Genomic DNA, 21,998 nt, shown 5'->3' with positions numbered 1-21,998 from the left:
GATCCATGGCCCGGCCGTACGGTCGTACGGGGAAAGGAGAGCGGAGACAAGCGACCCCGAGACGGCTGGGAGCAGACATGGGCAGGAACCCGATGAGGGCCGCGGTCACGCTGTGTGCCGCCGCCGCGCTCGCAGTACCCCTGGGCACGGCCACCGCCGCACCGCCGGCGCCGGCCCGGCAGACGGCGGACCCGGTACTGGTGGACTGCGCCGGGCAGCCGGAGGTCCGGCCGGGGACGTTCATCCTGGCCTGCGGGGACGGCAACAGCCGCCTGGTGTCGATGCACTGGTACCGCTGGGACGCCGAGGCCGCGGCGGGCCGGGGCAGCAACGCGGTCAACGACTGCGTCCCCGACTGCGCCACGGGCGCGTTCCGCTCCTACCCCGTGACCGTCCGGCTCGACCGGCCCACGGCCTCGGCCGGGGACCCGGGCGAGCGGCACTTCAGCCGGATCACCCTGACCTACACCGACGGCAGGCCGGACGGGTCGCCGCGCACGGTGACCCAACCGCTGCCGGGCTGACGGCCCCCGGCGTCAGTCGGGGAGCGCGAGCCGGCAGGTGTCCCCCGGCTGGAGCCGCACCTCGCGGTCCGGCAGCCGTACGTCGATCGGCAGCGGTCCGGACTCGGGTACCGCGATCTCCAGCCGGCCGTGCTCCAGCCGGAACCGGACGCCCCAGTGGCCCTGGTAGCGGATGGAGAACCCGTACGAGGACAGCTCCGGCAGCGGCACCGGGTTCAGCCACAGGGCGCCCGCACGGGTCTCCAGGCCGGTCAGGCAGCGCTGGACGAGGTCGAGGGTGCCCGCCATGGCGCCCAGGTGGACGCCCTCGCCGGTGGTGCCGCCCTGGAGGTCGGCGACGTCGCCCTTGAGTGCCTCCTGGCAGAAGGTCCAGGCCTCGGCGCGCCGGGCGCGGGCCAGGATCCAGCCGTGGACCAGTCCGCTGAGGGTGGAGCCGTGGCTGGTGCGGGCCAGGTAGTAGTCGACGGTGCGCTGCCAGGTCTCCTCGTCCAGGTGGTAGCCCAGCCTGCCGAAGAGGGACAGGAGTTCGGCCGGCGAGAACAGGTAGCCCAGCATCAGCACGTCGGCCTGTTTGGACGCCTGGTAGTTGTTCACGCTGTCGTTCTCGGCCTCCAGGACGCGGTCGAGGCGCCGGATGTCGCCGTAGCGCTCGCGGTACCCGTCCCAGTCGAGTTCGGCGAGGTCGCCGTAGCCCTCGAACTGGCTGACGACGCCGTTGTGGAAGGGGACGTGGAGGGTGCGGGAGACGCTGTCCCACTGCTCGAGTTCGCCGTCGCCCAGGGCGGTGCGTTCGACGAGTTCGCGGCGGCGGGGTTCGGGGAGGCCGGCCAGGACCTCCAGGGTGCGGGTGAGGACCCACGCGGCGGTGACGTTGGTGTAGGCGTTGTCGTCGAGGCCGGGGAGACGGGCGCCGGGGTAGGCCTCGTGGTACTCGTCGGGGCCGACGACGCCCCGGATGCGGTGGCGTCCCAGCCCGTCGTCCCAGACGGCGGAGTCGGCCCAGAAGCGGGCGATCTGGAGCAGTGTCTCGGCCCCCTTGGTGTGCAGGAACTCGGCGTCGCCGCTGGCCTCGCAGTACTGCCACACGTTGTACGCGATCGCCGAGCCCACATGGTGCTGGAGGTGGGTGTGGTCCGGCAGCCAGCGGCCGGAGTGCGGGTTGAGGTGCAGTTGCTGCGTCTCCTCCCGCCCGTCGCTGCCGCTCTGCCAGGGGTAGAGCGCGCCGCGCCGGCCGATCGCGCGGGCTGCGGCGCGGGCCCGTTCCAGGCGCCGGTGCCGGTAGTGCAGCAGGGCCCGGGACACCTCGGGGAAGTGGAGGTTGAGGTAGGGCAGGACGAACAGCTCGTCCCAGAAGACGTGCCCGCGGTAGGCCTCGCCGTGCAGCCCGCGCGCGGGTACGCCCACGTCGAGGTCGGCGGTGTGCGGGGAGAGGGTCTGGAGTACGTGGAAGAGGTGCAGGCGCAGGATGCTGCCCGCCTCACCGGGGACGTCGAGTTCGGCCCGGCGCCACAGCTGGCCCCAGGCGGTCCGGTGCGTCAGCAGCAGTTCGTCGAATCCGGGGGCGGCGGCCACCCGGTCGATCGCTGCCTGGAGCGGGTCGCTGATCGCCGGGTCGCGTGAGGTGTGCAGGGCCACGATCTTGTCGACGGTGACGGTGCGGCCCGGTTCCGTGCGCGGGTTGGTGCGCTGGGTGACGCACAGGTGCTCGCGTGCCGGGGCGACGGGCGCCTCGGCGGTGGTGCGGGCCGCCATACCCACCCGGATGTCCGAGGTGCGGGTGCGGCAGCGCAGCCACACGGTGCCGTCGTCGGCGCTGCCGGTGTGCACGTGGATCAGGTGGCTGCCGTCCAGGTCCCGGTAGCGCGGTACCCCGGAGTTGGTGACGCCGCCGTCGAGGGCCGACTCCACCTCCAGGTCGACCGGGCCGCCCTCGGACGTGAACTCCGTGCGCAGGGCGGCGAGATGGGGATCGGCCATGTGGACCAGGCGCAGCTGCCGCACCGACAGCACGCGGCCCCCGCCGAGGCCGAAGCGGGTGCGGCGCTCCAGCACCCCCGAGTCCAGGTGTACGGTCTGGCGGTGGTCGAGGACCTCGGCGGTGTCCGGCGTGAGCCAGTCCTCCCCCGCGGGCCTGAACCGCAGGGGCAGCCAGTTGGGGAGGTTGACCATGTCCTCGTTCTCCACCTCGCGGTCGGCAACCGTGGAGGTGAGCCGGTTGTAGCAGCCGGCGACATAGGTACCCGGGTAGTGCGTGTCGTCCGCGGGGCACTCGGGCAGCGCGCCGCGTGTGGCGAAGTAGCCGTTGCCCAGCGTGCACAGCGACTCGCGCAGCCGCTCCTCGGCGGCGGCGTAGTGGTCGTAGTCCCAGGTCGACGGGGTGGCGGTCACCGCGGGGCCTCCCAGCTCCAGTCGGCGACCTCGGGCAGGTCCACCCCGTGTTCGCGGATCCAGTCGTGGTGCCGCTGCCGTACGTCCGCCATCCGCTGCCGTACGTCCGCGGCGCGCACCGCGAGGCCGGGCACCCGGTCGATGACGTCCATGACGAGGCGGTAGCGGTCCATGTCGTTGCCGACCACCATGTCGAACGGCGTGGTGGTGGTGCCGACCTCCTTGTAGCCGCGCACGTGCAGGTGCGGGTGGCCGGTGCGCCGGTAGGCGAGCCGGTGGATCAGCCAGGGGTACCCGTGGTACGCGAAGATCACCGGCTTGTCGGCGGTGAACAGGCCGTCGTACTCGAAGTCGCTCATGCCGTGCGGGTGTTCGCCACTGGGCAGCAGGCGGGCGATGTCCACGACGTTGACCACGCGCACGGCGAGCGAGGGCAGGTGGCGGCGGAGGAGCTGGGCGGCGGCCAGCACCTCCTGGGTCGGGACGTCACCGGCGCAGGCGAGCACCACGTCGGGTTCGCGGCCGCCGTCCTCGGTGCCGGCCCAGTCCCAGACGCCGGCTCCGCGCGCGCAGTGCGCCTTCGCCTCGTCCATGGACAGCCAGTCGAAGCAGGGCTGCTTGCCGGCGACGATCACGTTGACGTAGTCGCGGCTGCGCAGCGCGTGGTCGGCGACGGAGAGCAGGGTGTTGGCGTCCGGCGGCAGGTAGACCCGTACGGCCTCGGGGCTCTTGTTGAGGATGTGGTCGACGAAGCCGGGGTCCTGGTGGGAGAAGCCGTTGTGGTCCTGACGCCAGACGTGGGAGGTGAGCAGGTAGTTGAGGGAGGCGATCGGTGCCCGCCAGGGCAGGCGGCGGGTCACGCGCAGCCATTTGACGTGCTGGTTGACCATCGAGTCGACGATGTGGACGAAGGCCTCGTAGCAGGAGAAGAGGCCGTGCCGTCCGGTGAGGAGGTAGCCCTCCAGCCAGCCCTGGCAGGTGTGTTCGGACAGGATCTCCATGACGCGGCCGTGCCGGTCCAGGTCCTCGTCGACGGGCAGCGTCCGTTCCTGCCATGCCTTGCCGCTGGCGGCGTAGACGGCCTGGAGGCGGTTGGAGGCGGTCTCGTCGGGGCCGACGAGCCGGAAGTCGCGCCGGTCCGCGGTGGCGTCCATGACGTCCCGGAGCAGGTCGCCGAGGACGGCGGTGGGTTCGTGCGTGGCGGCGCCCGGCGCGTCCACGGTCACGGCGTACTTCTCCAGCGGGGGCAGGGGCAGCTCCTTCAGGAGCAGGCCGCCGTTGGCGTACGGGGTGGCGCCCAGCCGCCGGGTGCCCTCCGGGACCGCGGCGAGGACGGCGGGCCGCGGGGCTCCGGTGGCGTCGAAGAGTTCCTCGGGCCGGTAGGAGCGCAGCCACCGCTCCAGTTGCGCGAGGTGGTCCGGGTCGGTCCTGACGCCGGACAGGGGGACCTGGTGGGCGCGCCAGGTGCTCTCCACCGGCACTCCGTCGACCTCGGCCGGTCCGGTCCAGCCCTTGGGCGTGCGCAGCACGATCATCGGCCAGCGGGGGCGGTCGGTGGCCCCGCCCTCCCGTGCGGCGCGCTGGATGGCGGCGATGCGGTCCAGGGCGGTGTCCATGGCCCGCGCCATGGCGCGGTGGACGGCTGCGGGGTCGTCGCCGGTGACGTGGAGCGGTTCGTGGCCGTAGCCGCGCAGCAGCGTGTCGAGTTCGCCCTCGGGGAGCCGGGCCAGGACCGTCGGGTTGGCGATCTTGTAGCCGTTGAGGTGCAGGATGGGCAGGACCGCCCCGTCGTGCACCGGGTCGAGGAACTTGTTGGAGTGCCAGGAGGTGGCCAGCGGGCCCGTCTCCGCCTCCCCGTCGCCGATGACGCAGGCGACCAGCAGGTCCGGGTGGTCGAAGGCGGCGCCGTAGGCGTGCGAGAGGGAGTAGCCCAGCTCGCCGCCCTCGTGGATCGAGCCCGGCGTCTCGGGTGCCACGTGGCTCGGCACCCCGCCGGGGAACGAGAACTGCCGGAACAGCCGGGCCATGCCCGCCGCGTCCCTGCCCACGTTCGGGTAGGTCTCGCTGTACGACCCTTCCAGCCACGCGTTGGCCAGCACGGCGGGCCCTCCGTGGCCGGGACCCCAGACGCACAGCGCGTCGAGGTCGCGCGCCTTGATCACGCGGTTGAGGTGGGTGTGGACCAGGTTGAGTCCAGGTGAGGTGCCCCAGTGGCCGAGCAGCCGGGGCTTCACGTGCTCGGGGCGGAGCGGTTCGGCCAGCAGGGGGTTGGCCATCAGGTAGATCTGACCGACGGAGAGGTAGTTCGCGGCGCGCCAGTGGGCGTCCAGGCCCGCGAGCTCCTCGTCGGTGGGCCCGGGGGGCGCCTGCTGCGTGTCGGCGGACATCGGGGGTCCTTTCCGGGTCGGGACAGCGGTCGGGCGGCGAGGGCGCGGGGTCCGGTGCACATCCCAACCCCGCGCCGACCGGCCGGGTACCCGAGCGGGCCGTTCGGGTCACGTCGCGTTCCGGACGGAGTACCGGGAGCGCGCGCGGACGCGAGCAGCGCGGCCGTCACCGGCGCCGACCCCGGTGACGGCCGCGCTGCTGCCCGGTGTACCTCAACTTCGCCTCTGGACACACAAGTTGTTCATGGTCTGTGACAAAGAGCGGCGACGCGGGCTGAACCACGAGTCAATTTTGCATACCGTGCATCTTTGCATACCATGCAACTTATGTCGGAGAAGAGTGCCGCGGGAGGCGGTCTGCGAGAGCGGAAGAAGCGGGCGACGCGTGCCGCCCTCGCCGAGGCAGCCGTACGCCTCGCCGCCGAGCACGGGGCGGAGAAGGTCACCGTCGAGGCGATCAGCGCCGCGGCCGGGGTGTCGGTGCGCACGTTCTTCAACTACTTCGACACGCGTGACGACGCCTTCGTCGTGATCGACGCGGACGCGGGGGCGCGCATGCGGCGCGCCGTCCTGGACGCGCCGGCCGCACTCTCCCCGCTGGAGGCCCTGCGCGAGGCCATGGCGGCGGAGCTGGCCGAGGCGGAGCAGCAGCACGAGCTGTGGCGACTGCACGCCGAGGTGCTGCACGCCTCGCCGCACCTCCTGGCCCGCGGCGTCGGCGCCCACATGGCGGCCGAGGCCGATCTGGCCGACGCGCTCGCCGAACGCCTCCGCGGCACCGGCGCCGAGGAGGCCGCGTCCGGTCTCTACCCGCGGCTGCTGGCCGCGGTGGCCGGCGCCGCGGTGCGGACCAGCGTGGAGCACTGGTCCGCCCATCAGCAGGAAGCCGCCTTCATCGACGTCTTCCACGAGGTGTTCACCCTCCTCGCCGCCGGCCTGCCGGCACCCTCCGCGTAGCCTCCGCGCCGGGCTCGCGCCCCACCACCACCACCACCGAAAGAGATGTCGTGACCACACCCCAGGCGCCCGCCGACGCGCCTCCCACCTCGATGACCCACCGGCAGATACTCCAGGCCATGTCCGGTCTGATGGCCGGCATGTTCGTCGCGATCCTGGCCGGCACGGTCGTGGCCAACGCACTGCCCACGATCATCGCCGACCTGGGCGCCAGCCAGTCCTCCTACACCTGGGTCGTCACCTCCGAACTGCTGGCGATGACCGCGACGGTCCCGCTGTGGGGCAAGCTGTCCGACCTCTTCAACAAGAAGCTGCTGCTCCAGCTGTCGCTCGGCATGTTCGTCGTCGGCTCGCTGCTGGCCGGCTTCTCTCACGGTGTCGGCCTGCTGATCTTCAGCCGGGTCGTGCAGGGCATCGGCGCGGGCGGTCTGACCGCCCTCGCGCAGGTCGTGATGGCCTCCGTCATCCCGCCCCGCCAGCTGGGCAAGTACGCCGGCATCTTCGGCGCCGTCTTCGCCGTCGGCACGGTGGCCGGACCGCTGGTCGGCGGTGTCCTGGTGGACACGTCGTGGCTGGGCTGGCGCTGGTGCTTCTTCATCGGTGTCCCCTTCGCGCTGCTCGCCATCGCCCTGCTCCAGCGCACCCTGAGCCTGCCGACCACGCGGCGCGAGGTGCGCATCGACTGGCTCGGCGCCTTCCTGATCGTCGCCGGTGTCTGCGCGCTGCTCATCTGGGTGTCCCTGGCGGGCAACGAGTTCGACTGGGCCTCCTGGCAGACCGCCGCGCTGGCCGGTGGCGGTGTGCTGCTGCTGGTCGCCGCGGTCTTCGTCGAGGCCCGCACGCCCGAGCCGGTCATCCCGCTCGACATCTTCAAGAACCGCACCGTCACCCTGACCACGGTCGCCAGCCTCCTGGTCGGCGTCGCCATGTTCGGCGGGACCGTCTTCCTCTCGCAGTACTTCCAGGTCTCGCTGGGCAAGTCGCCGACGGTCGCGGGTCTGATGAGCCTGCCGATGATCCTCGGCCTGCTGGTGTCGTCCACCGTCGCCGGACAGGTGATCAGCCGGACCGGCAAGTGGAAGCGGTACCTGGTGGCGGGTGCGGTCACCATGGCCGTCGGCCTCGCGCTGCTGGCCACCATCGACGCCAAGACGCACTTCGGGCTGCTCAGCCTCTACATGGCGGTGCTCGGCGTCGGCGTCGGCATGCTGATGCAGAACCTGGTGCTGGCCGCTCAGAACGACGTGCCCGCCGCCGACCTGGGCGCCGCGACCTCCGTGCTGTCCTTCTTCCGCAGCATGGGCGGCACCATCGGGGTCAGCGTCCTCGGCGCGATCCTCGCCAACCGGGTCGCCAGCGAGATGACCAAGGGACTCAGCGGCGCGGGCATCACCGTGCCCGGCGGTGAGGCGTCGGGCGAGAGCAGCGTCCCGGACATGTCCACGCTGCCCGCACCGATGCGGACGATCGTCGAGCACGCCTACGCCGTCGCCACGGCCGACCTGTTCCTCATCGCCACGCCGTTCGCGGTGCTCGCGCTGGTCGCCGTCGTATTCATCAAGGAGAAGCCGCTGAAGACCACCAGCGGCATGGAGCGCCTGGCCGAGGAGGCGGGCGGGACGGACACCGCTCCGGCAGGCAAGGACCCGGCGGCGCCCGTCGCCTGACCCGGCCGACCCCACGGGGCCGCCCGTCCGCTTCGGACGGGCGGCCCCTTCGCCGTGGCGCGGGTGTGTCAGCCGCGGGCCATCGCGATCGATCCGGCCAGCCGCTCCCCCGCCTCGTAGACCATGTACGGCACCCCGCCGTCCGTGCCGAATGAGGGCGCCGCGGCGCGGCCGTTCTCCGGCGCGGAGCCGCGGGAGTCGTAGAAGACGCCGAGGTGCCTGCGGAGCGAGAAGTCGTTGCCTACCTCGGTGATCATCAGGTCGCCGCCGCTCTCCTTGTCCTTGTTGTAGACGACGTAGGTGCTGTTGTTCCGGTGCAGCAGGTGCGGTCCGCCCACGTTGACCGCGCCGACGTCGCCGTGGCGCACCAGGGGCTGCTGGGCGAACGTCCAGGTGCGGCCGTCGGCGGACCAGCCCCAGCCGATGTCGCGGTGGTTGGTCGTGTTGTTCAGCATGAACACCATGACGTAGCGGGCGCCGCGCGAGGGCAGGTCGTGCCGGAAGACCCGCGCGTACGAGGTCTCCGTGGTGCCGGACGGCAGCATCGAGGTGGTCAGCACCACCTTGTCGTAGGTGAAGTTCACCCCGTCCTCGGAGCGGGCGAGCCGGGTGGTGGTGTTCTCCCCGTGGAAGTACAGCCACATCTCCCGCTCCTCCGCGTTCCACATGACGTGCGGTGAGGAGACGTGGCTGACGGAGTAGTGCGGCGCCCACTTGTGGGAGACGATCGGGTTGTCCGGGTACTCCGTGAACGGTCCCTCCAGCGAGTCGCCGTAGGCCAGGCAGATGCCGCCGGGGGCGTCGTGCGGGGCGTAGTACAGGTAGTAGCGGCCCAGCCGGCCGCTCGCGGGCAGCCGGTCGTAGACACCGCGGACGGTCGGGAAGATGATCTCGCCGGTGGGGTTGTAGGCGAGCTGGGACGGCGTCAGCAGGGTGCGGACGTGGGTGTAGTCGGGGAAGCCGCCGGGCGCGGCGGAGGCGGCGGGTACGGCGGTGGCGCCCAGCGCGAGGGCGGCGCCGGTGACGGCCGTGCCCTTCAGGAACAGACGGCGGTCGAGGTGCGGCTCGTGCATGTCGACTCCTGGGGGGAGGGAGGGGTCAGAGGTACAGGGCGGCGGTGACGCACATGCCGCCCAGGGCGACCAGCCACACATAGGGCAGGGTGCGGACCATGACCTGCTGCGGGCCGACACCCGCGTACTGGGCGGCCCACACCGTCTGCGTGCTGGTCGGGTCGGCGACGCCGAAGACCTGGTTGTACGAGGTGGCCATGCCGAGGACGGCGACGGCCGGGTAGATGCCGGTGGCGATGAGGACTCCCGCGATGCCCGCGCCGAGACCGAAGACGTTCAGCGGGCCGCGGTACAGGCAGAGCGGCACCAGCAGGGTGAAGACGAGGACGAACACCACCGGGTTCTGCGGGCTGACCGCCTTCATCAGCGGCTCCAGCGCCTCGACGGCGCCGGGGAGTTTGACGGCGGCGAGCAGGATGCCGATCGCGACGAACAGGGCGAGCGGGGGCGCGGCCACTTCGAAGCCGCCGTACAGGGTGCGCAGCAGCCGCTTGTTCATCTCGCCGGGGCGGGTGGTGGTGACCAGCGCGTAGAGCACGCCCGCCAGCAGGGAGGGGATGATGGCCACTTCCAGGCCGAGGGCCAGCACCAGCGGGACGGCGGGGGCGAGCAGCGCGTACCAGGGCGCGTCGCCGAGGCGTTCGCGGCGCGACGGCGGCCGGGCGCTCACCGACTTGAGGGACCAGGCGTGCTCGGTGCCGCGCCGCCGGTTCTCGATCACCACGTAGGCGACGGCGGCGACCAGCGCGAACGGGAACAGCTTCACCATGAAGCCGCGCACCGTGTCGACCGGCAGGTCCAGCGCGGTGGAGAAGAACTGCCAGACGGGCAGTTCGAAGGGCACCCCGACCGCGATGCCCATCAGCACGGTCCCCGCCGCCGTCACCTTGGGCACGCCGACGGCGACCATGGCGGGAATGCCGATGATGCCGGCCAGCATCGCCGCGGGCGCCGATCCGGTGACCGTGCCGACGAGCGCGGAGACGGCGAGGACGCCGAGGGCGACGACGGTGGGCCGGTCTCCGCCGAACTCCACGATCTTGCGGACGAGGGTGCCGGCGATGCCGGTCTCGTCGAGCAGTCTGCCCAGCCAGGAGCCGAGGATGATGGCGACCATGGTGGCCGCGAGCGCCGGGGCGCCCTCCTGGAGGACCGTGTCCAGGACGCTGTTCTCACCGGTCAGCGGGGCGCCGGACAGGAAGGCGATGACCACGGCCAGCAGGACTAGGGCGAAGGCGGTGGGGAGTTTGCGGGTGAGCATCGCGGCGACGCCGGCCGCCATGACGAGGAGGATGACGACACCCATGGGTCAGTTCTCTCTTCTTGCGTCACGTGCAGGTGAGGGGAGGTTTCCGGTCTCGGCCTCGGCGGCCAGGGCGGCGGTCAGCAGCAGGGGGCTGCGGCCGAGTCCGCAGACGGTGCGGGCGTAGGCGTGCGCGGCCACCTCCTCGGCGCCGGCGACGTGGCCGGGCACCCGCAGCCGGCCCAGGCGCAGGGCGTGGTGGCCGAGGGCGCGCTTCAGGGCGGCGCGGGCGGGGCCGTGGTGGAGGTGGGCGTGCACCGCCTCGTGGGCGAGGGCCGCGGCCCGTACGGAGCCCGCCGGGTACCAGGCGCGCCAGCCGCGGGCGTCGACGACGCGTTCGGCGAGCGCGATGGTGTCGGCGTACAGCTCGACCGTGGGCGGTCTGGAGGTGTAGCGGGCCAGCAGGCCGTGTGCGAGGCCGCCGTCGCTCTCCACCACTCTCGCGGCGCACGGGACGGGCGCGAGGGCGGAACCGAACGCGTCGGCGGTGCGGGCCCAGTCGCGCAGCAGCTCCGGGTCGCGGTGCTCGTGGGTGGGGGTGGCCGCCAGCAGCCGTACCGCCCACCCGATGTCGTCGGTGGCGGCGGGGTCGGCCGTCGCGAGGGTGTCCTGGACGGTCATTCCCGCACCTCCAGGACGGCGACGACGGGTTCGTCGGCGGCGCGGGAGCGCAGCTCGCTCCGGGCGAGGGCGAGCAGCGGCGCCGGGTCGAGGACGCCGGAGAGGTCGGCGATGCGGGAGCCGACCAGCAGCCGCACGGCGGGGGCGCGGACGCCTCCGTCGCCGTAGGAGGTGGCCTCGGTCACCAGCTTGGCCAGCACCTCGGGGGCGCTCGCGACGGTGGTCGCCTCGACCCGGGCGTCGGCCGCGTGGTGGCGTACGACGCCGTCGGCGTCCACGACCCGCACCGGGTGGCGGACGGGGCGGAAGCGGCGGTGCACCTCGGTGCCGTAGACGGTGTGCGCGGGGGTGCCCGCGAGCACGTCCACCTCGGACGGCTCGGTCCTGAGGCTGGTGGCGGCCAGGCGCAGCCGTTCCCCGTCGTCGGCGCGGTGGGCCCGGTCCTGGGTGCGCAGCTCGGTCGCGCCGGTGGCGATGGCGCGTACGACGTTGGTCTGCGGGTCGACGGTGACCTCGACCTCGACGCCGTCGGCGGCGGCGCCCTGTTCGACCACGGCGCGTTCGGCCTCGGCGCGGACGGCGAGGATCTGCTCCTGGGTCGCGCCGGGCACGATCCGCTCGACCTGTTCGCGGACCAGGGCGAGGGCGACGCCGATGGGGCTGATGACCTCGTTGTTCCGGGCGATGCGGCCGGTCATGCCGGTGCGGTCGGCCAGGTGCGGGGTGACGGAGGCCGCGCCGCCGCCTCCCCCGACCAGGACGGCGGTGTCGGTGTCGAGGCGGTACTCGCGGGCCAGGTCGTCCACGACGGCCTTCACCTGGTCGGTCCCGGCGTCCAGGAGCCGGGCGGCGGCGGTGGGGACGTCGGTGCCGAGGGCGGCGGCGAGCGGGGCCAGGGCGGCACGGGCGGTGCCGGGGTCGGCGTGCGCGAAGTCGCCCTCGGGGACCCGGCCGAGCGCGTTGGCGGCGCAGGTCATGGTGAGCGCGAACCGGCCGCCCGCGGCGTCGAGCACCGCGTAGTCGGCGGGGTCGCCGGGCAGCGGGCTGATCGTGGTGAGCGTCGCGTCCCGCAGGTCGGCCGGGTCGGCGAAGCAGGCGTACGGCAGGCCCGCGATGTGCGCGCTGCGTGGTCCGGTGCCGGTGACGCGGCCGCCGGAGACGCGCACCATGGAGCCGCCGCCGACGCCGACCGTGCGCACGTCGAGGGCGTTGAGGTACGAGGTGCGGCCGAGGATGGTGGCGTGGCGGACCGCGACCTTGCCGCGCTTGACGACGCTGATGTCGGTGGAGGTGCCGCCCGTCTCCAGGAACACGCCCTCGCTGACGCGTTCCTGCATCAGCGCCCCGGCCACCCCGGCCGCGGGACCCGACAGCACGGTCAGCAGGGGCCTGCGCCGCATCTCGTCGAGGGACATCACTCCCCCGTCGCAGCGCATCACCATCAGCGGCGCGGAGACGCCCGCCTTGGTGATGGAGGCGTCGACGAGGTCGGCGGTGGCCAGCATGCGGGGCAGGATCGCCGCGTTGACCACGGCGGTGCGGGTGCGCTTGCGCAGTCCGTACAGCGAGGTGATCTCGTGGGCCGCGGTGGTCGGCAGGCCGGTGGCGCGGGCCGCCTCGGCGACCGCCGTCTCGCCCTCGGGCCGGTCGACGCCGAACGGTTCGCTGGCCACCAGCGCCTTCGCGCCGGCCGCGGTGAGCCGTTCGACGGCGGTCTGTACGGCGGTGGCGTCGTCGGGGTCGGGCACGTGCGCGTAGTGCAGCGGCAGCCGTTTGCCGGGCGTGAGTTCGAGCTTGGCGAGCGAGGCCAGGCGGCGGGTGAAGTACGTGCCGCCGCCGGTGCCGATGCCGAGCAGGCCGACGGTGGCGACGTCGCCCTCCAGCAGGGCGTTGGTAGCCTGGGTCGTGCCGTGTGCCAGGAAGGCGACGTCGGCGGGTGCGTGTCCGGTCTGCGTCAGCAGCCGGTCGAGCGCTTCGACGATGCCGTGGGCGACGCCGTCCTCGTGATGGTGGCTCGTGGGGACCTTCACCTGGCCCACGAGCCGGAGCGTCGTGGCGTCGACCGCCACGGCGTCGGTGAAGGTTCCGCCCACGTCGATGCCGACGCGGATGCGGTGGGTGGTCATGTCCGGGCACCTCCTTGTGCTGGGTCGGTCCGCGCGCGGGCGGTCACCGGGCGGGGCAGGTGGAGCTGCCCCGCCCGAACTCCCCCGCGCGCGGGGTCGTTCAGTAGCCCCTGACGTCGGGCCAGTGACGCTGCACACCGCCGCGGTCGAGGACCTTGGCGAACTCGTCGTACCTCTTGTCCTCGGCCTGCACCTGGTGCGGCTCGACGTTCTCGGTGAGGCAGTGGGCGGCGAGGGCTCCGGCGACCTCGCCGATGTTCCACTCCACCGGGTGCAGCCGGTAGCAGCCGTTGGTGATGTGCGTGGTGCCGAGGTTCTTGCCGGCCGGCAGCAGGTTGCGCACCCGGCGCGGCACGAGCGCCCCGAGCGGGATCTCGAAGGGCACCGACCCGATGTCGACGTAGTTGTCGCCGCCGGTGGAGGGGTGCAGGTCGATGCGGTAGTTGCCGACGCCCACGGAGTCCCGGTGGCGGGTGCCGCCGTAGGGGCCGACCAGGTCGATGGCGACGTCGTGCTCGGTGACGGTGGTGACCGCCTTGATCCGGCGGGACTCGCGGACGTACGCCGCCTTGGCGAGTCCGTCGGGGGTGCCGGTCACGTCGGGTCGCGGACGCAGCCCGGGGAATCCGGTGCCGCCGTCGGGGCGGGGCGCCTCGGTCTGCAGCCAGTACAGCACCGACAGGGACAACTGCCGGGCCTCGCGCAGGGCGTCCGCCTCCTGACCGATGTAGGGCTTCAGCCAGTAGTCGTTGAGCGGCCAGTTGACGAGGGTGATGTCGGAGTCGAAGGCGCCGTCGGTGTGGAGCTTGCGGGCGAGGATGCGGCGGAAGCCCCACAGCTCCTTGTCGCCCGCGTCGGCGCTCTGGTCGGCGCTGACGGCCAGCGGGTCGAGGTCGGGGTTGGGTTCGAAGGTGCGCGGCACCGGTTCCAGGGTGCGCGGGTCGGGTGCCTCGAAGCCGAGCAGCGGGCCGGGCCAGAAGCCGGGCCGGTAGGAGCGCCAGAAGTCGTAGTCGGCGGGGCGGTCGACGGTGTGGTCCTCGCCCTCGTGGTGGGAGAGGGCGAAGCAGACGGTGATGCCCTGCTGGTTGTCGGGCTGGGCGTGCTCGGGGGCGTGGGGTTCGTCGAACTCGGCCCTGGACTCGGCCCCGTTGGCGTGCTCGACGCCCGCGAGGTGGAGGAGTTCGCCGGTCTCGGTGGCGTCCAGGACGTAGCGGGCGGGGACGGTGCGGCGGGTGCCGTCGCGCAGGTCCTCCAGGGTGACGGCGCGCACGACATCGTTGTCCGACTCGGCGGCCACGGGGCGGTGCTCGGTGAGGACGGTGAGGCGTCCGGCCGCCAAGTGCGGGGCGAGCAAGCCCTCCAGGACGGCGAGGGCGACCTTCGGCTCGTGGCACAGCTTGCTGACCCGCCCGGCGCCCGGGTTGAGGTCGGTGAGCGCGAGGGCCTCGGCGCGCAGGGGGTACCACTGGCGGTAGTACTGGCGGATGCCCTCGCGCAGTCGCCGGTAGGTGGCGGTGGTGCCGAACTGCTCGACCCACGGGTGTTCGTCGGGCGGGACGGCCTGGCTGGTGAGCTGGCCGCCGATCCAGTCCGTCTCCTCGGTCAGGACGACACTGCGGCCGGCCCGGCAGGCGGCGAGGGCCGCGGCGACGCCGCCGAGGCCGCCGCCGACGACGAGGATGTCGGGTTCCGGTATCACGCTGCTCCTCTGGTGGTGCGGTTCGTACAGGGGGTGGGGTGACGGGAGTTCACGGGCCGGCGGGCGGGCCGGCGGTGGTGCCCGGTCTGAAGGCGCAGGCGACGAGCGTGCCCCTGGCGGGTTCGCCCGCGACGCGGGCGGCGAGCAGCCGCACCGCCTCGGCGCCCAGCGTGGGGCGGGGGATGTCGAAGCCCATGGGGGCCGGTTCGTCGGCGAGGTCGGCGGGCGGGCTGCCGAGCAGTGCCAGCGACACCTGGCCGGGGCAGTCCAGGCCGGCCGCGTCGACGGCCGTGCGCAGCGCCCGCCAGGCGGTTCCGGTGTCGGTCTCCTCGGCGACGAACGCGGTCACACCGTCGGCCAGCCAGGCGCTTACGCGGTCCGCGGTGAGATCGCGGCGCAGGTCGCCGGAGCGGAACACGGCGCCGGGGCCGGCGGGCAGTCCGCTCGCCGACAGACCGTCCAGGAAGCCGCGTTCGCGGTCGCTGGAGGCGGGCGCCTCGTCGTCCTCGCGGACCAGCACGACCCGCCGGTGGCCGAGCCCGGCGAGGGTGGTGACGACCTCGCGGCTCGCGCTGACGTAGTCGGCGCCGACCCAGGCCAGCCCCTCCGCCTCGTCGGGCCGGCCGACGTGCACGACCGGGAAGTCGTCGGCCACCAGCCGGCGCAGTTCGTCCGCGGGGGCGTGGCGGCCCAGGAAGAGACAACCGTCCGCCAGCCGCACCCGGTTGAGCGCGCCGGCCCCGGCAGCGCCCGCTCCCCCGCTGCTGGAGCCGGTGAACAGCACCAGGTCGTAGCCCTGCGCCGCGGCCTCCTGCTCGACGCCGACGAGGAAGGGGTAGTACGAGTGCCGGACGTCGGTCGGGAAGGTCGCGGTGAAGCTGAACACACCGAGCAGGTTGTTGCGGGCGGCGGCGAGGCGGCTGGCGGCGGGGTCGGGGACGTAGCCGAGGCTGCGGGCGGCGTCCAGGACCTTGCCGCGGGTCTCCGCCGAGATCGGCCGGCCGGTCGCGGTGTCGCGTCCAGAGAGCACCAGGGACACCGTCGCCTGCGACACACCCGCGAGCCGGGCGACCTCCGCCTGCCTGGGCCGGCCCCGTCGGCCGGGGGGCGCGGGGGCCCGCCCCGGCTTCGTCCGCCCTGTGGCTTCCTTCGCCACCACTGCTCCCCTCGGTCGCGTTAATGCGCATTACCTAATGCGCATTAACCAGTAATGTGAAGGAGCCCGGGGACGGGGTCAAGGGTTTGGACCGAGGAAAATGCCGGGTGCCGGCGGGAGGGATTCCCGCCGGCACCCGGTGTGCCGGATCAGTGCCGGATCAGTGCCGGATCAGTGCCGGATCGGTCGCGGGATCAGATACCGAAGGGCGCCGCGTACCGGACGGTGCCGGCGGGCAGCGGATGGGCGGCGTCCAGGGGGAGGGCCATGAGGGCCTCGTCCGGGACGTCGATGGTCAGGCCGATGCCGTGGGCCGAGGCCCGGGTGAAGCCGAACCGGGGGTAGTACTCGGGGTGCCCGAGGACGACGACGTGGTGCTCGCCGAGCCGCTCGGCCGCCGCCAGCGCGGCCCGGACGGCGGCCGCACCGGCGCCGCTGCGCTGCGACCCGGGCCGGACGGCGACGGGTGCCAGGCAGAGCGCCGGGTGCGCACCGATGTGGCAGCGGGTCAGCAGGGCGTGGCCCACGGGGCGGTCGGCGTCGTCGACCGCGACCACGGACAGGCCCTCGATCCAGGCCCCGGGGTCGGCGCGCAGCGCGTCGACCAGGGCGGCCTCCTCCGGCGTGGGGAAGGCGGCGCGGACGATGTCGCGGACGGCGGGGATGTCGGCGCCGGTCTCGGCGCGGGTGTGCCAGGTGTGAGGCATGACGGGACGGGGATCCGTTTCTGGTGTCTGCGTTCGTGGAATGCGGGGTCAGGCCGCCGCTCGGGACGCGAGGGAGATCCGGGCGCAGCGAAGGGCGGCGTCGAGCACGGTCATCAACCTCACCTCCCTTTCCTCCCGCTCCGGGGAGCCGATCGAACGCGAACGGGGGCCAGTGTACCCGTGCGAGGGTGGGCGTCGGGCGAGGTCACCGCGTCCTTCGGCGGTCCGGCGACCAATCCGCGGGCCGTCCGGCCCCGGATTACGCGGGGACATGTCCGCCCGTCGCGTTCTTTTGGAGAAACCGTCGTGAAGGAAGCCGTACACATCGGCCGAAATCCATCGTCACAGCCCGACCTGCAACAGCTGATCCGCGAGGTGGCCCTCGGCGATCAGGACTCCTTCGCCGCGGTGTACGACGCGATGGCGGGATCCGTGCTCGGGGTCGCCCGGGCGGTGCTGCGCGACCAGGCGCAGTCCGAGGAGGTCGCGCAGGAGGTGCTGGTCGAGGTGTGGCGCACGGCTCCGCGCTACCGGCCCGAGCGGGGCACGGTGGTGAACTGGATCCTGACCCTGGCCCACCGGCGGGCGGTCGACCGGGTGCGGTCGGTGGAGGCCGCCGCGGCCCGCGACCACCGGGCCGCACTGCTCGACCGTACGCCCGAGTTCGACGAGGTGACGGAACAGGTGGAGGCCCGGCTGGAAAGGGAGCAGGTGCGGCGCTGCCTGCGCACCCTGACCGAGATCCAGCGCCAGTCCGTCACCCTGGCCTACTACCGCGGCCTGACCTACCGGCAGGTGGCCGAGGCGCTCGCGCTGCCGCTCGGCACGGTCAAGACGCGGCTCCGTGACGGCCTCATCCGACTCCGCGACTGCCTGGGGGTGAGTGCGTGATGCGCACCGAGGACCTGCACAGCCTGACGGGCGCCTACGCCCTGCACGCGCTGCCCGACGACGAGCGGACCGCCTTCGAACGGCATCTGGCGCGGTGCGCCCCCTGTGAGCGGGAGACCAGTGAGTTCGCCGCCGCCACGGCCCGGCTGGGGCTGGCCGCGACGCTCGTGCCGGGCCCCGCGATGAGGGACCGGGTACTGCACCGGGTCACGACCGTGCGCCAGGCCCCGCCGGGTGGCGGCACGGTCGGCAAGGCACGCCGCCTCGTACCCCGGGGGCGTGGTCTGGGCCGTTGGGCGCTGGCCGCCTGCCTGGCCGCCGCGGCGGGGCTGGGTGGCACGGCGGTGTGGCAGTACGAGCGGGCGCAGGACGCCGGAGAGCGGGCGGCTCAGGCCGAGCAGCGGGCCGAGACCCTGTCCGGGGTGCTGGCCGCGCCGGACGCCGAGTCGCGTACCGCCCGTCTGTCCGACGGCGCCACCGGGACCGTCGTGGTCTCCGGGGACCAGGACCGGGCCGTGTTCCTGGCCTCGGGCATGGCCGAGCCGCCGCGGGGCAAGGTCTACCAGCTCTGGTTCGACGACCACGGGACGATGCGGTCGGCGGGCCTGATGGATCCCGGCCGGTCCACTCAGGCGGTGCTGATGGAGGGCGCCGTCGACGGTGCGGGCGGCGTCGGCATCACCGTGGAACCGGCGGGCGGGTCGCCGCAGCCGACCTCCGACCCGGTCGCCCTGATGAGCATGCCGGCCTGAACGGGGTGAGGGCCCCCGCACGATCCCTCACCTCGCACGACCGCGTCCGCGCTACGCGGTCAGGCGGGCACCGCACCGATCAGCCCGCCGTCGACGACGAGATCCTGGCCGTTGACGTAGGACGCGTCGCCCGAGGCGAGGAACGCCACCGCCGCGGCCACCTCTTCCGGGCGCCCGAAGCGGCCGGCGACGATCCGGCCGGTGACGGCCTCCGCCTCCGCCGTGGTCAGCGCGTCGGCCGGGTACATCGGGGTGTCGATGTACCCGGGGCTGACGGAGTTGACGCGGATGCCTCGGGGGGCGAGTGCGGCGGCGAGAGTCCGGGCCAGGTTGTGCACGGCCGCCTTGGTCGCCGAGTAGAGGGTCAGGACACTGTTGCCGCGGTACAGGGTCCAGGAGGCGTTGATGACGATCGATCCACCGTCTGCCAGCAGCGGCAGTGCCTTCCGGACGGTGAAGAACACGCCCTTGAAGTTGGTGTCGACGGCATGGTCGAAGTCCGGCTCGGTGATGCCTTCGAACGGCATGAAGGTGCCGGTGCCGGCGTTCGCGAAGAGGCAGTCCAGCCGGCCGTGACGGTCCCGGACGGCCTCCATCAGCCGATCCACCGCGTCGAGGTCGGCGGCGTCGGCCACGATCCCCGAGGAATGGGGGCCGATCCGGTGGACGGCGGAATCCACCCGCGCGCGGCTGCGGCCGGTGACGACGACGTGAGCGCCCTCGGCTACGAGGCGGTGCGCCGTCGCCAGACCCATGCCGCTGGTGCCGCCGGTGACGAGCACGGTCTTCCCCGTGAATCGGTTCATGCTGGTGTTCCCGTCAGTTCGTGCGTGATGTGGTCGCTGAGCCGGGGCAGCCACTCCGGACGGGCGTTGCCGAGGAGGTGGTCGCCGTGCGGGACGGACACGTAGGTGCCGTGCGGCGCCAGGCGGGCCAGGGGCTCGCCGTTCGTCACGCCGGGGATGACGTCCTGGCCGCCGTCCACGACCAGCAGCGGGGCCGCGATGCGGGGTGCCAGGGCGGTGAGGTCGACGGTGTCGGCGAACGCGTGAGCGGCGTCGGCTCCTCCCGCTCGACCGGCCATGATGTCTCGTACGGGCGGAGGAAGTTCCTCCCAGTCGAGGCGGAAGGGACCGCTGACGGTGGCCACGGCGGCCACCCGAGGCTCCAGCGCCGCGGCCCGGGCCGCGAAGTAACCGCCCAGGCTCATCCCGACGAGCCCGACGCGTGCCACGCCGAGGGCATCGATGACCCGGCCCACGACCCGCTCGTAGTCCGGCACGAACGTCGTGGCGGCCGCGAGCGCGCCTTGACCGGGGCCGTCCATCGCGAACACCGCCAGCCCCCTGGCCAGCAGCGCGGACGCGAGATCGAGGAACTCCTCCTTCGCCGAGTCCAGACCGGGGACGACGACCACGGTCCCCGGCGCGTCGGAGGGGCCGCGCAGCCAGCCGGTGAATCCCTCACCGCTCACCCGGCGCGCACCGGGCTCCAGCAGGGTGAGCGCCCTGCTCAAGGCCAGATCCGCCTTGGCGGCGGCACGATGCGCCTCCTCGTACGGTGCCAGCGTGGCGAGGTGGAACCACCGGGCGGCCACCAGCAGGTACTCACCGGCCGAGCGGGTCGATCGCGCGTCGTCCGCGCGCTGGAGGTGGCCGAGCCCGGTGCGCATGCAGGACGGCCCCCATGCGCCGAGGGAGGTGAGGCCCTCGGTGACCCGCCGGTACTCGTGAGGGTCCACGCCCGCCCCGATGGCACGGGTCCACTGGGCGGCGGCGAACTCGGCGCCCCTCATCGTGCTCCTCCGGTCAGCAGGACGGCCTTGCCGCGAATCCGGCGCTCTCTCAGGTCGACGAGGGTTGCGGCGGTCTGGGTCCAGTCGGTGACGCGGCCGATCTCCGGGTGCAGCCGGCCCTGTTCCACGAGGCTCACCAGTGCGGAGAGGTCGCGGTCGTACGGGGCGCCGGCGTAGTGGAAGTGCTGGATCGTCGCGCGCTCGGGCCCGCCGAGGAGCTGGAAGAAGTCGAGGGTCGCGGGGGTGCGGCTCGCCTGGCCGAACCAGATGAGCAGACCGCCCGGGCGCAGCTTCGACAGGGCGAGGGGCAGATCGGGACCACCCGTGGACTCCAGCACAACGTCGAACGGCCCCTGAGCCGCCGCGACCTGGTGCACCACCCGTGCGCCCAGCTCCGCGAGCCGCTCGCCGCGCGCCGGTGTGGCCGTCACCGCCGTCAGCTCCGCCCCGGCCCCGGCGGCGAGCTCGGTGACGTAGTGGCCCACGCCTCCTGAGGCGCCGGTCAGCAGCACCCGTCGGCCGGCCAGGGAACCGGCCGTACGCAGCAGCCGCAGAGCGGTGATGCCGGCCAGGGGCAGGGCCGCCGCCCGCACGCTGTCGAGGCTGTCGGGGAGCACCGCGAGGGAGTGCGTGGGCACAGCGGCGTACTCGGCCCAGCCGCCCTGCGCCGGGTGGCCGACCACGCGGCTGCCGATGCCGGGACCGGAGCCGTCGGCCGCGGCCTGTACGACGAGACCCGCGACGTCCTTGCCGGGCAGCAGCTCCGGCCGGGGGCGTTCGAGGAGGAACGTCTCTCCCCGGTTCGGGGCGAACGCCTCGACTTTGATCAGGGCCTCACCGGGCTCCGGCACGGGCTGGGACACCTCGGCGAAGCCGACCGGGCGCGCCGCTTCTCCCGTCGGAATCAGTCTTTGCATGGAGAGGATGCAACCCCCGCGGTCGCCCCGCGATCCAACAACGAACCAGCGAAGCCGACAACTTTCGGTTGTCACCTATGGTGGGCGCCATGGATCTCGACGTGGCACACGTACGTGCCTTCGTGCGCACCGCCGAGGAACTGCACTTCGGCCGGGCGGCCGGGACGCTCGCCGTCTCCCAGCAGACGCTGTCCAAGAGGATCGCGCGGCTGGAAACCCTGCTGGGCATCGCGCTCTTCCACCGTGGCGGCACCGGAGTACGCCTCACCGACGCCGGACGGCGCTTCCTCGCTCCGGCCCGGCAGACGGTGGCCGCCGCCGACGCCGCGGTCGCGGCCGTGTCCGGGAAGGAACGTCCGCTGCGCGTGGACGTCTGGGGGCACCTGTACGCGCCGATGCGGACGCTGGCCCAGGTCGCCGGACGAGCCGGTGAACTGGCCCTGGGGCACGGGCGCGACCTGCCCTCGGTGACGACGGCGCTGCTGCGCGGTGACATCGACGCGGCCTTGGGGCGAGTCCATCCCCCGCTGCCCACCGGGCTGGCACACCGCCTCGTCCGTCTCGAACCGGTGGACGCCGTGCTGGGTGCGGACCACCCGCTCGCGGCCGAACCGGTCCTGCGGCCGGACCAGTTGTGCGACAGCACACTGTGGGCTCCCGGCACCCTGGACCGGCTCGACTTCCTCCACCGGTTCGCGGACCGGTTCGGCGTCCGGCACACGGCCACGGGGGTCAATCTGGGGCTGGCCCACTTCCTGGCCGAGGTGGCGGCGGAACCGCGCCGCTTCTCACTGGTGCCGGCCGACGTGCCCCTGCCCGATGTCCCGGGGCTGCGCTCCGTCCCCCTGGCCGATCCCACGCCGCTGTACGCCTGGTCGTTGCTGTGGCGCGCCGGAAACGGATCCCCGGGGCTGAACGGCCTGGCCACCGCTTGCGCCGAGGAAGCGGGTCGCAGTCGGTGGCTGGAGTACGACCCGACCCGCGACTGGCTTCCCGAGCCACCCACGAGCGTTCCCGGTCCCGGACGCGATTGAT

General features: G+C 73.2%; 18 protein-coding genes. 6 read left to right on the top strand and 12 right to left on the bottom strand.

Features of this window, described 5'->3' with window-relative positions; all coding sequences use genetic code 11:
• The first annotated feature begins 77 nt into the window (after nucleotides 1-77).
• Nucleotides 78-524, top strand: a complete 447-nt coding sequence (locus DMH12_RS08775) for a hypothetical protein (protein ID WP_125490985.1) — start codon at nucleotides 78-80, stop codon at nucleotides 522-524.
• A gap of 12 nt (nucleotides 525-536) precedes the next feature.
• On the opposite strand, the gene DMH12_RS08770 is transcribed toward DMH12_RS08775, so the two are convergent.
• Together DMH12_RS08770 and DMH12_RS08765 are read right to left on the bottom strand one after the other, a co-directional pair.
• Nucleotides 537-2,912, bottom strand: coding sequence for a glycoside hydrolase family 65 protein (locus DMH12_RS08770; RefSeq protein ID WP_125490984.1), 2,376 nt, complete (start codon nucleotides 2,910-2,912; stop codon nucleotides 537-539).
• Complete coding sequence (locus DMH12_RS08765; protein WP_125490983.1) at nucleotides 2,909-5,299, bottom strand: phosphoketolase; 2,391 nt, start codon at nucleotides 5,297-5,299, stop codon at nucleotides 2,909-2,911. The genes DMH12_RS08770 and DMH12_RS08765 overlap by 4 nt, the downstream gene beginning before the upstream one ends.
• A gap of 318 nt (nucleotides 5,300-5,617) precedes the next feature.
• Here DMH12_RS08765 and DMH12_RS08760 point away from each other — a divergent pair, with 318 nt between their 5' ends.
• Together DMH12_RS08760 and DMH12_RS08755 are read left to right on the top strand one after the other, a co-directional pair.
• Nucleotides 5,618-6,256 (top strand): TetR/AcrR family transcriptional regulator, encoded by a 639-nt coding sequence (locus tag DMH12_RS08760; protein WP_125490982.1) that lies wholly within the window; start codon nucleotides 5,618-5,620, stop codon nucleotides 6,254-6,256.
• 92 nt (nucleotides 6,257-6,348) lie between these two features.
• Complete coding sequence (locus DMH12_RS08755; RefSeq protein WP_399186905.1) at nucleotides 6,349-7,923, top strand: MDR family MFS transporter; 1,575 nt, start codon at nucleotides 6,349-6,351, stop codon at nucleotides 7,921-7,923.
• A 68-nt stretch (nucleotides 7,924-7,991) separates the two neighbouring features.
• Here the strand turns inward: DMH12_RS08755 and DMH12_RS08750 are convergent, their stop codons facing one another.
• The 7 genes from DMH12_RS08750 to DMH12_RS08720 form a co-directional block, all read right to left on the bottom strand.
• A complete protein-coding gene (locus tag DMH12_RS08750; protein ID WP_125490980.1) occupies nucleotides 7,992-8,996 on the bottom strand; it encodes a twin-arginine translocation signal domain-containing protein in 1,005 nt (334 codons plus the stop codon).
• A 25-nt stretch (nucleotides 8,997-9,021) separates the two neighbouring features.
• Entirely contained in the window at nucleotides 9,022-10,302 is a 1,281-nt protein-coding gene (locus DMH12_RS08745) for a TRAP transporter large permease subunit (RefSeq protein ID WP_125490979.1), read from the bottom strand.
• 3 nt (nucleotides 10,303-10,305) lie between these two features.
• Nucleotides 10,306-10,920 carry a hypothetical protein gene (locus tag DMH12_RS08740; protein ID WP_125490978.1) on the bottom strand — a complete coding sequence of 205 codons (615 nt, stop codon included), beginning with the start codon at nucleotides 10,918-10,920 and terminating at the stop codon, nucleotides 10,306-10,308.
• On the bottom strand, nucleotides 10,917-13,046 hold the full coding sequence (locus DMH12_RS08735; protein WP_125490977.1) for a hydantoinase/oxoprolinase family protein: 2,130 nt from the start codon (nucleotides 13,044-13,046) through the stop codon (nucleotides 10,917-10,919). The genes DMH12_RS08740 and DMH12_RS08735 overlap by 4 nt, the downstream gene beginning before the upstream one ends.
• Before the next feature lie 100 nt (nucleotides 13,047-13,146).
• On the bottom strand, nucleotides 13,147-14,745 hold the full coding sequence (locus DMH12_RS08730; RefSeq protein WP_125490976.1) for an FAD-dependent oxidoreductase: 1,599 nt from the start codon (nucleotides 14,743-14,745) through the stop codon (nucleotides 13,147-13,149).
• A 49-nt stretch (nucleotides 14,746-14,794) separates the two neighbouring features.
• The gene (locus tag DMH12_RS08725; RefSeq protein WP_125490975.1) at nucleotides 14,795-15,904 is read right to left on the bottom strand and encodes a LacI family DNA-binding transcriptional regulator; all 1,110 of its coding nucleotides are present in this window, start codon (nucleotides 15,902-15,904) and stop codon (nucleotides 14,795-14,797) included.
• Nucleotides 15,905-16,095: 191 nt separating this feature from the next.
• A complete protein-coding gene (locus tag DMH12_RS08720) occupies nucleotides 16,096-16,608 on the bottom strand; it encodes a GNAT family N-acetyltransferase (protein WP_125490974.1) in 513 nt (170 codons plus the stop codon).
• A gap of 306 nt (nucleotides 16,609-16,914) precedes the next feature.
• On the opposite strand from DMH12_RS08720, the gene DMH12_RS08715 reads away from it, so the two are divergent.
• Both DMH12_RS08715 and DMH12_RS08710 read left to right on the top strand, forming a co-directional pair.
• Nucleotides 16,915-17,499, top strand: coding sequence for a sigma-70 family RNA polymerase sigma factor (locus DMH12_RS08715; protein WP_114531742.1), 585 nt, complete (start codon nucleotides 16,915-16,917; stop codon nucleotides 17,497-17,499).
• Nucleotides 17,499-18,251: an anti-sigma factor domain-containing protein gene (locus DMH12_RS08710; RefSeq protein WP_125490973.1), complete on the top strand. Its 753-nt coding sequence runs from the start codon at nucleotides 17,499-17,501 to the stop codon at nucleotides 18,249-18,251. The genes DMH12_RS08715 and DMH12_RS08710 overlap by 1 nt, the downstream gene beginning before the upstream one ends.
• A 59-nt stretch (nucleotides 18,252-18,310) precedes the next feature.
• Here the strand turns inward: DMH12_RS08710 and DMH12_RS08705 are convergent, their stop codons facing one another.
• From DMH12_RS08705 to DMH12_RS08695, 3 genes are read right to left on the bottom strand one after another with little or no spacing between them, the layout of a single operon-like run.
• Complete coding sequence (locus DMH12_RS08705) at nucleotides 18,311-19,057, bottom strand: SDR family NAD(P)-dependent oxidoreductase (RefSeq protein WP_125490972.1); 747 nt, start codon at nucleotides 19,055-19,057, stop codon at nucleotides 18,311-18,313.
• Nucleotides 19,054-20,046 (bottom strand): S9 family peptidase, encoded by a 993-nt coding sequence (locus DMH12_RS08700; protein ID WP_125490971.1) that lies wholly within the window; start codon nucleotides 20,044-20,046, stop codon nucleotides 19,054-19,056. Before DMH12_RS08700 ends, DMH12_RS08705 begins: the two co-directional genes overlap by 4 nt.
• Nucleotides 20,043-20,963: a zinc-binding dehydrogenase gene (locus tag DMH12_RS08695; protein WP_125490970.1), complete on the bottom strand. Its 921-nt coding sequence runs from the start codon at nucleotides 20,961-20,963 to the stop codon at nucleotides 20,043-20,045. The genes DMH12_RS08700 and DMH12_RS08695 overlap by 4 nt, the downstream gene beginning before the upstream one ends.
• Nucleotides 20,964-21,052: 89 nt before the next feature.
• Here DMH12_RS08695 and DMH12_RS08690 point away from each other — a divergent pair, with 89 nt between their 5' ends.
• Nucleotides 21,053-21,997 (top strand): LysR family transcriptional regulator, encoded by a 945-nt coding sequence (locus DMH12_RS08690; protein WP_125490969.1) that lies wholly within the window; start codon nucleotides 21,053-21,055, stop codon nucleotides 21,995-21,997.
• Nucleotide 21,998 lies beyond the last annotated feature (1 nt).

Origin of the sequence: Streptomyces sp. WAC 04229 (assembly GCF_003947455.1) — a bacterium.
GTDB lineage: Bacteria > Actinomycetota > Actinomycetes > Streptomycetales > Streptomycetaceae > Streptomyces.
Note: the sequence above shows the minus strand (reverse complement) of the source record. Positions and strands in the feature narration are given on the sequence as shown.

Excerpts from the sequence above, each read along its gene's own strand:
- DMH12_RS08690 (WP_125490969.1), top strand. The coding sequence starts at position 21,053 with ATGGATCTCGACGTGGCACACGTACGTGCCTTCGTGCGCACCGCCGAG.
- DMH12_RS08750 (WP_125490980.1), bottom strand. The coding sequence starts at position 8,996 with ATGCACGAGCCGCACCTCGACCGCCGTCTGTTCCTGAAGGGCACGGCC.
- DMH12_RS08765 (WP_125490983.1), bottom strand. The coding sequence starts at position 5,299 with ATGTCCGCCGACACGCAGCAGGCGCCCCCCGGGCCCACCGACGAGGAG.
- DMH12_RS08705 (WP_125490972.1), bottom strand. The coding sequence starts at position 19,057 with ATGAACCGATTCACGGGGAAGACCGTGCTCGTCACCGGCGGCACCAGC.
- DMH12_RS08760 (WP_125490982.1), top strand. The coding sequence starts at position 5,618 with ATGCAACTTATGTCGGAGAAGAGTGCCGCGGGAGGCGGTCTGCGAGAG.
- DMH12_RS08755 (WP_399186905.1), top strand. The coding sequence starts at position 6,349 with ATGACCCACCGGCAGATACTCCAGGCCATGTCCGGTCTGATGGCCGGC.
- DMH12_RS08695 (WP_125490970.1), bottom strand. The coding sequence starts at position 20,963 with ATGCAAAGACTGATTCCGACGGGAGAAGCGGCGCGCCCGGTCGGCTTC.
- DMH12_RS08710 (WP_125490973.1), top strand. The coding sequence starts at position 17,499 with ATGCGCACCGAGGACCTGCACAGCCTGACGGGCGCCTACGCCCTGCAC.
- DMH12_RS08700 (WP_125490971.1), bottom strand. The coding sequence starts at position 20,046 with ATGAGGGGCGCCGAGTTCGCCGCCGCCCAGTGGACCCGTGCCATCGGG.
- DMH12_RS08720 (WP_125490974.1), bottom strand. The coding sequence starts at position 16,608 with ATGCCTCACACCTGGCACACCCGCGCCGAGACCGGCGCCGACATCCCC.
- DMH12_RS08740 (WP_125490978.1), bottom strand. The coding sequence starts at position 10,920 with ATGACCGTCCAGGACACCCTCGCGACGGCCGACCCCGCCGCCACCGAC.
- DMH12_RS08745 (WP_125490979.1), bottom strand. The coding sequence starts at position 10,302 with ATGGGTGTCGTCATCCTCCTCGTCATGGCGGCCGGCGTCGCCGCGATG.
- DMH12_RS08775 (WP_125490985.1), top strand. The coding sequence starts at position 78 with ATGGGCAGGAACCCGATGAGGGCCGCGGTCACGCTGTGTGCCGCCGCC.
- DMH12_RS08735 (WP_125490977.1), bottom strand. The coding sequence starts at position 13,046 with ATGACCACCCACCGCATCCGCGTCGGCATCGACGTGGGCGGAACCTTC.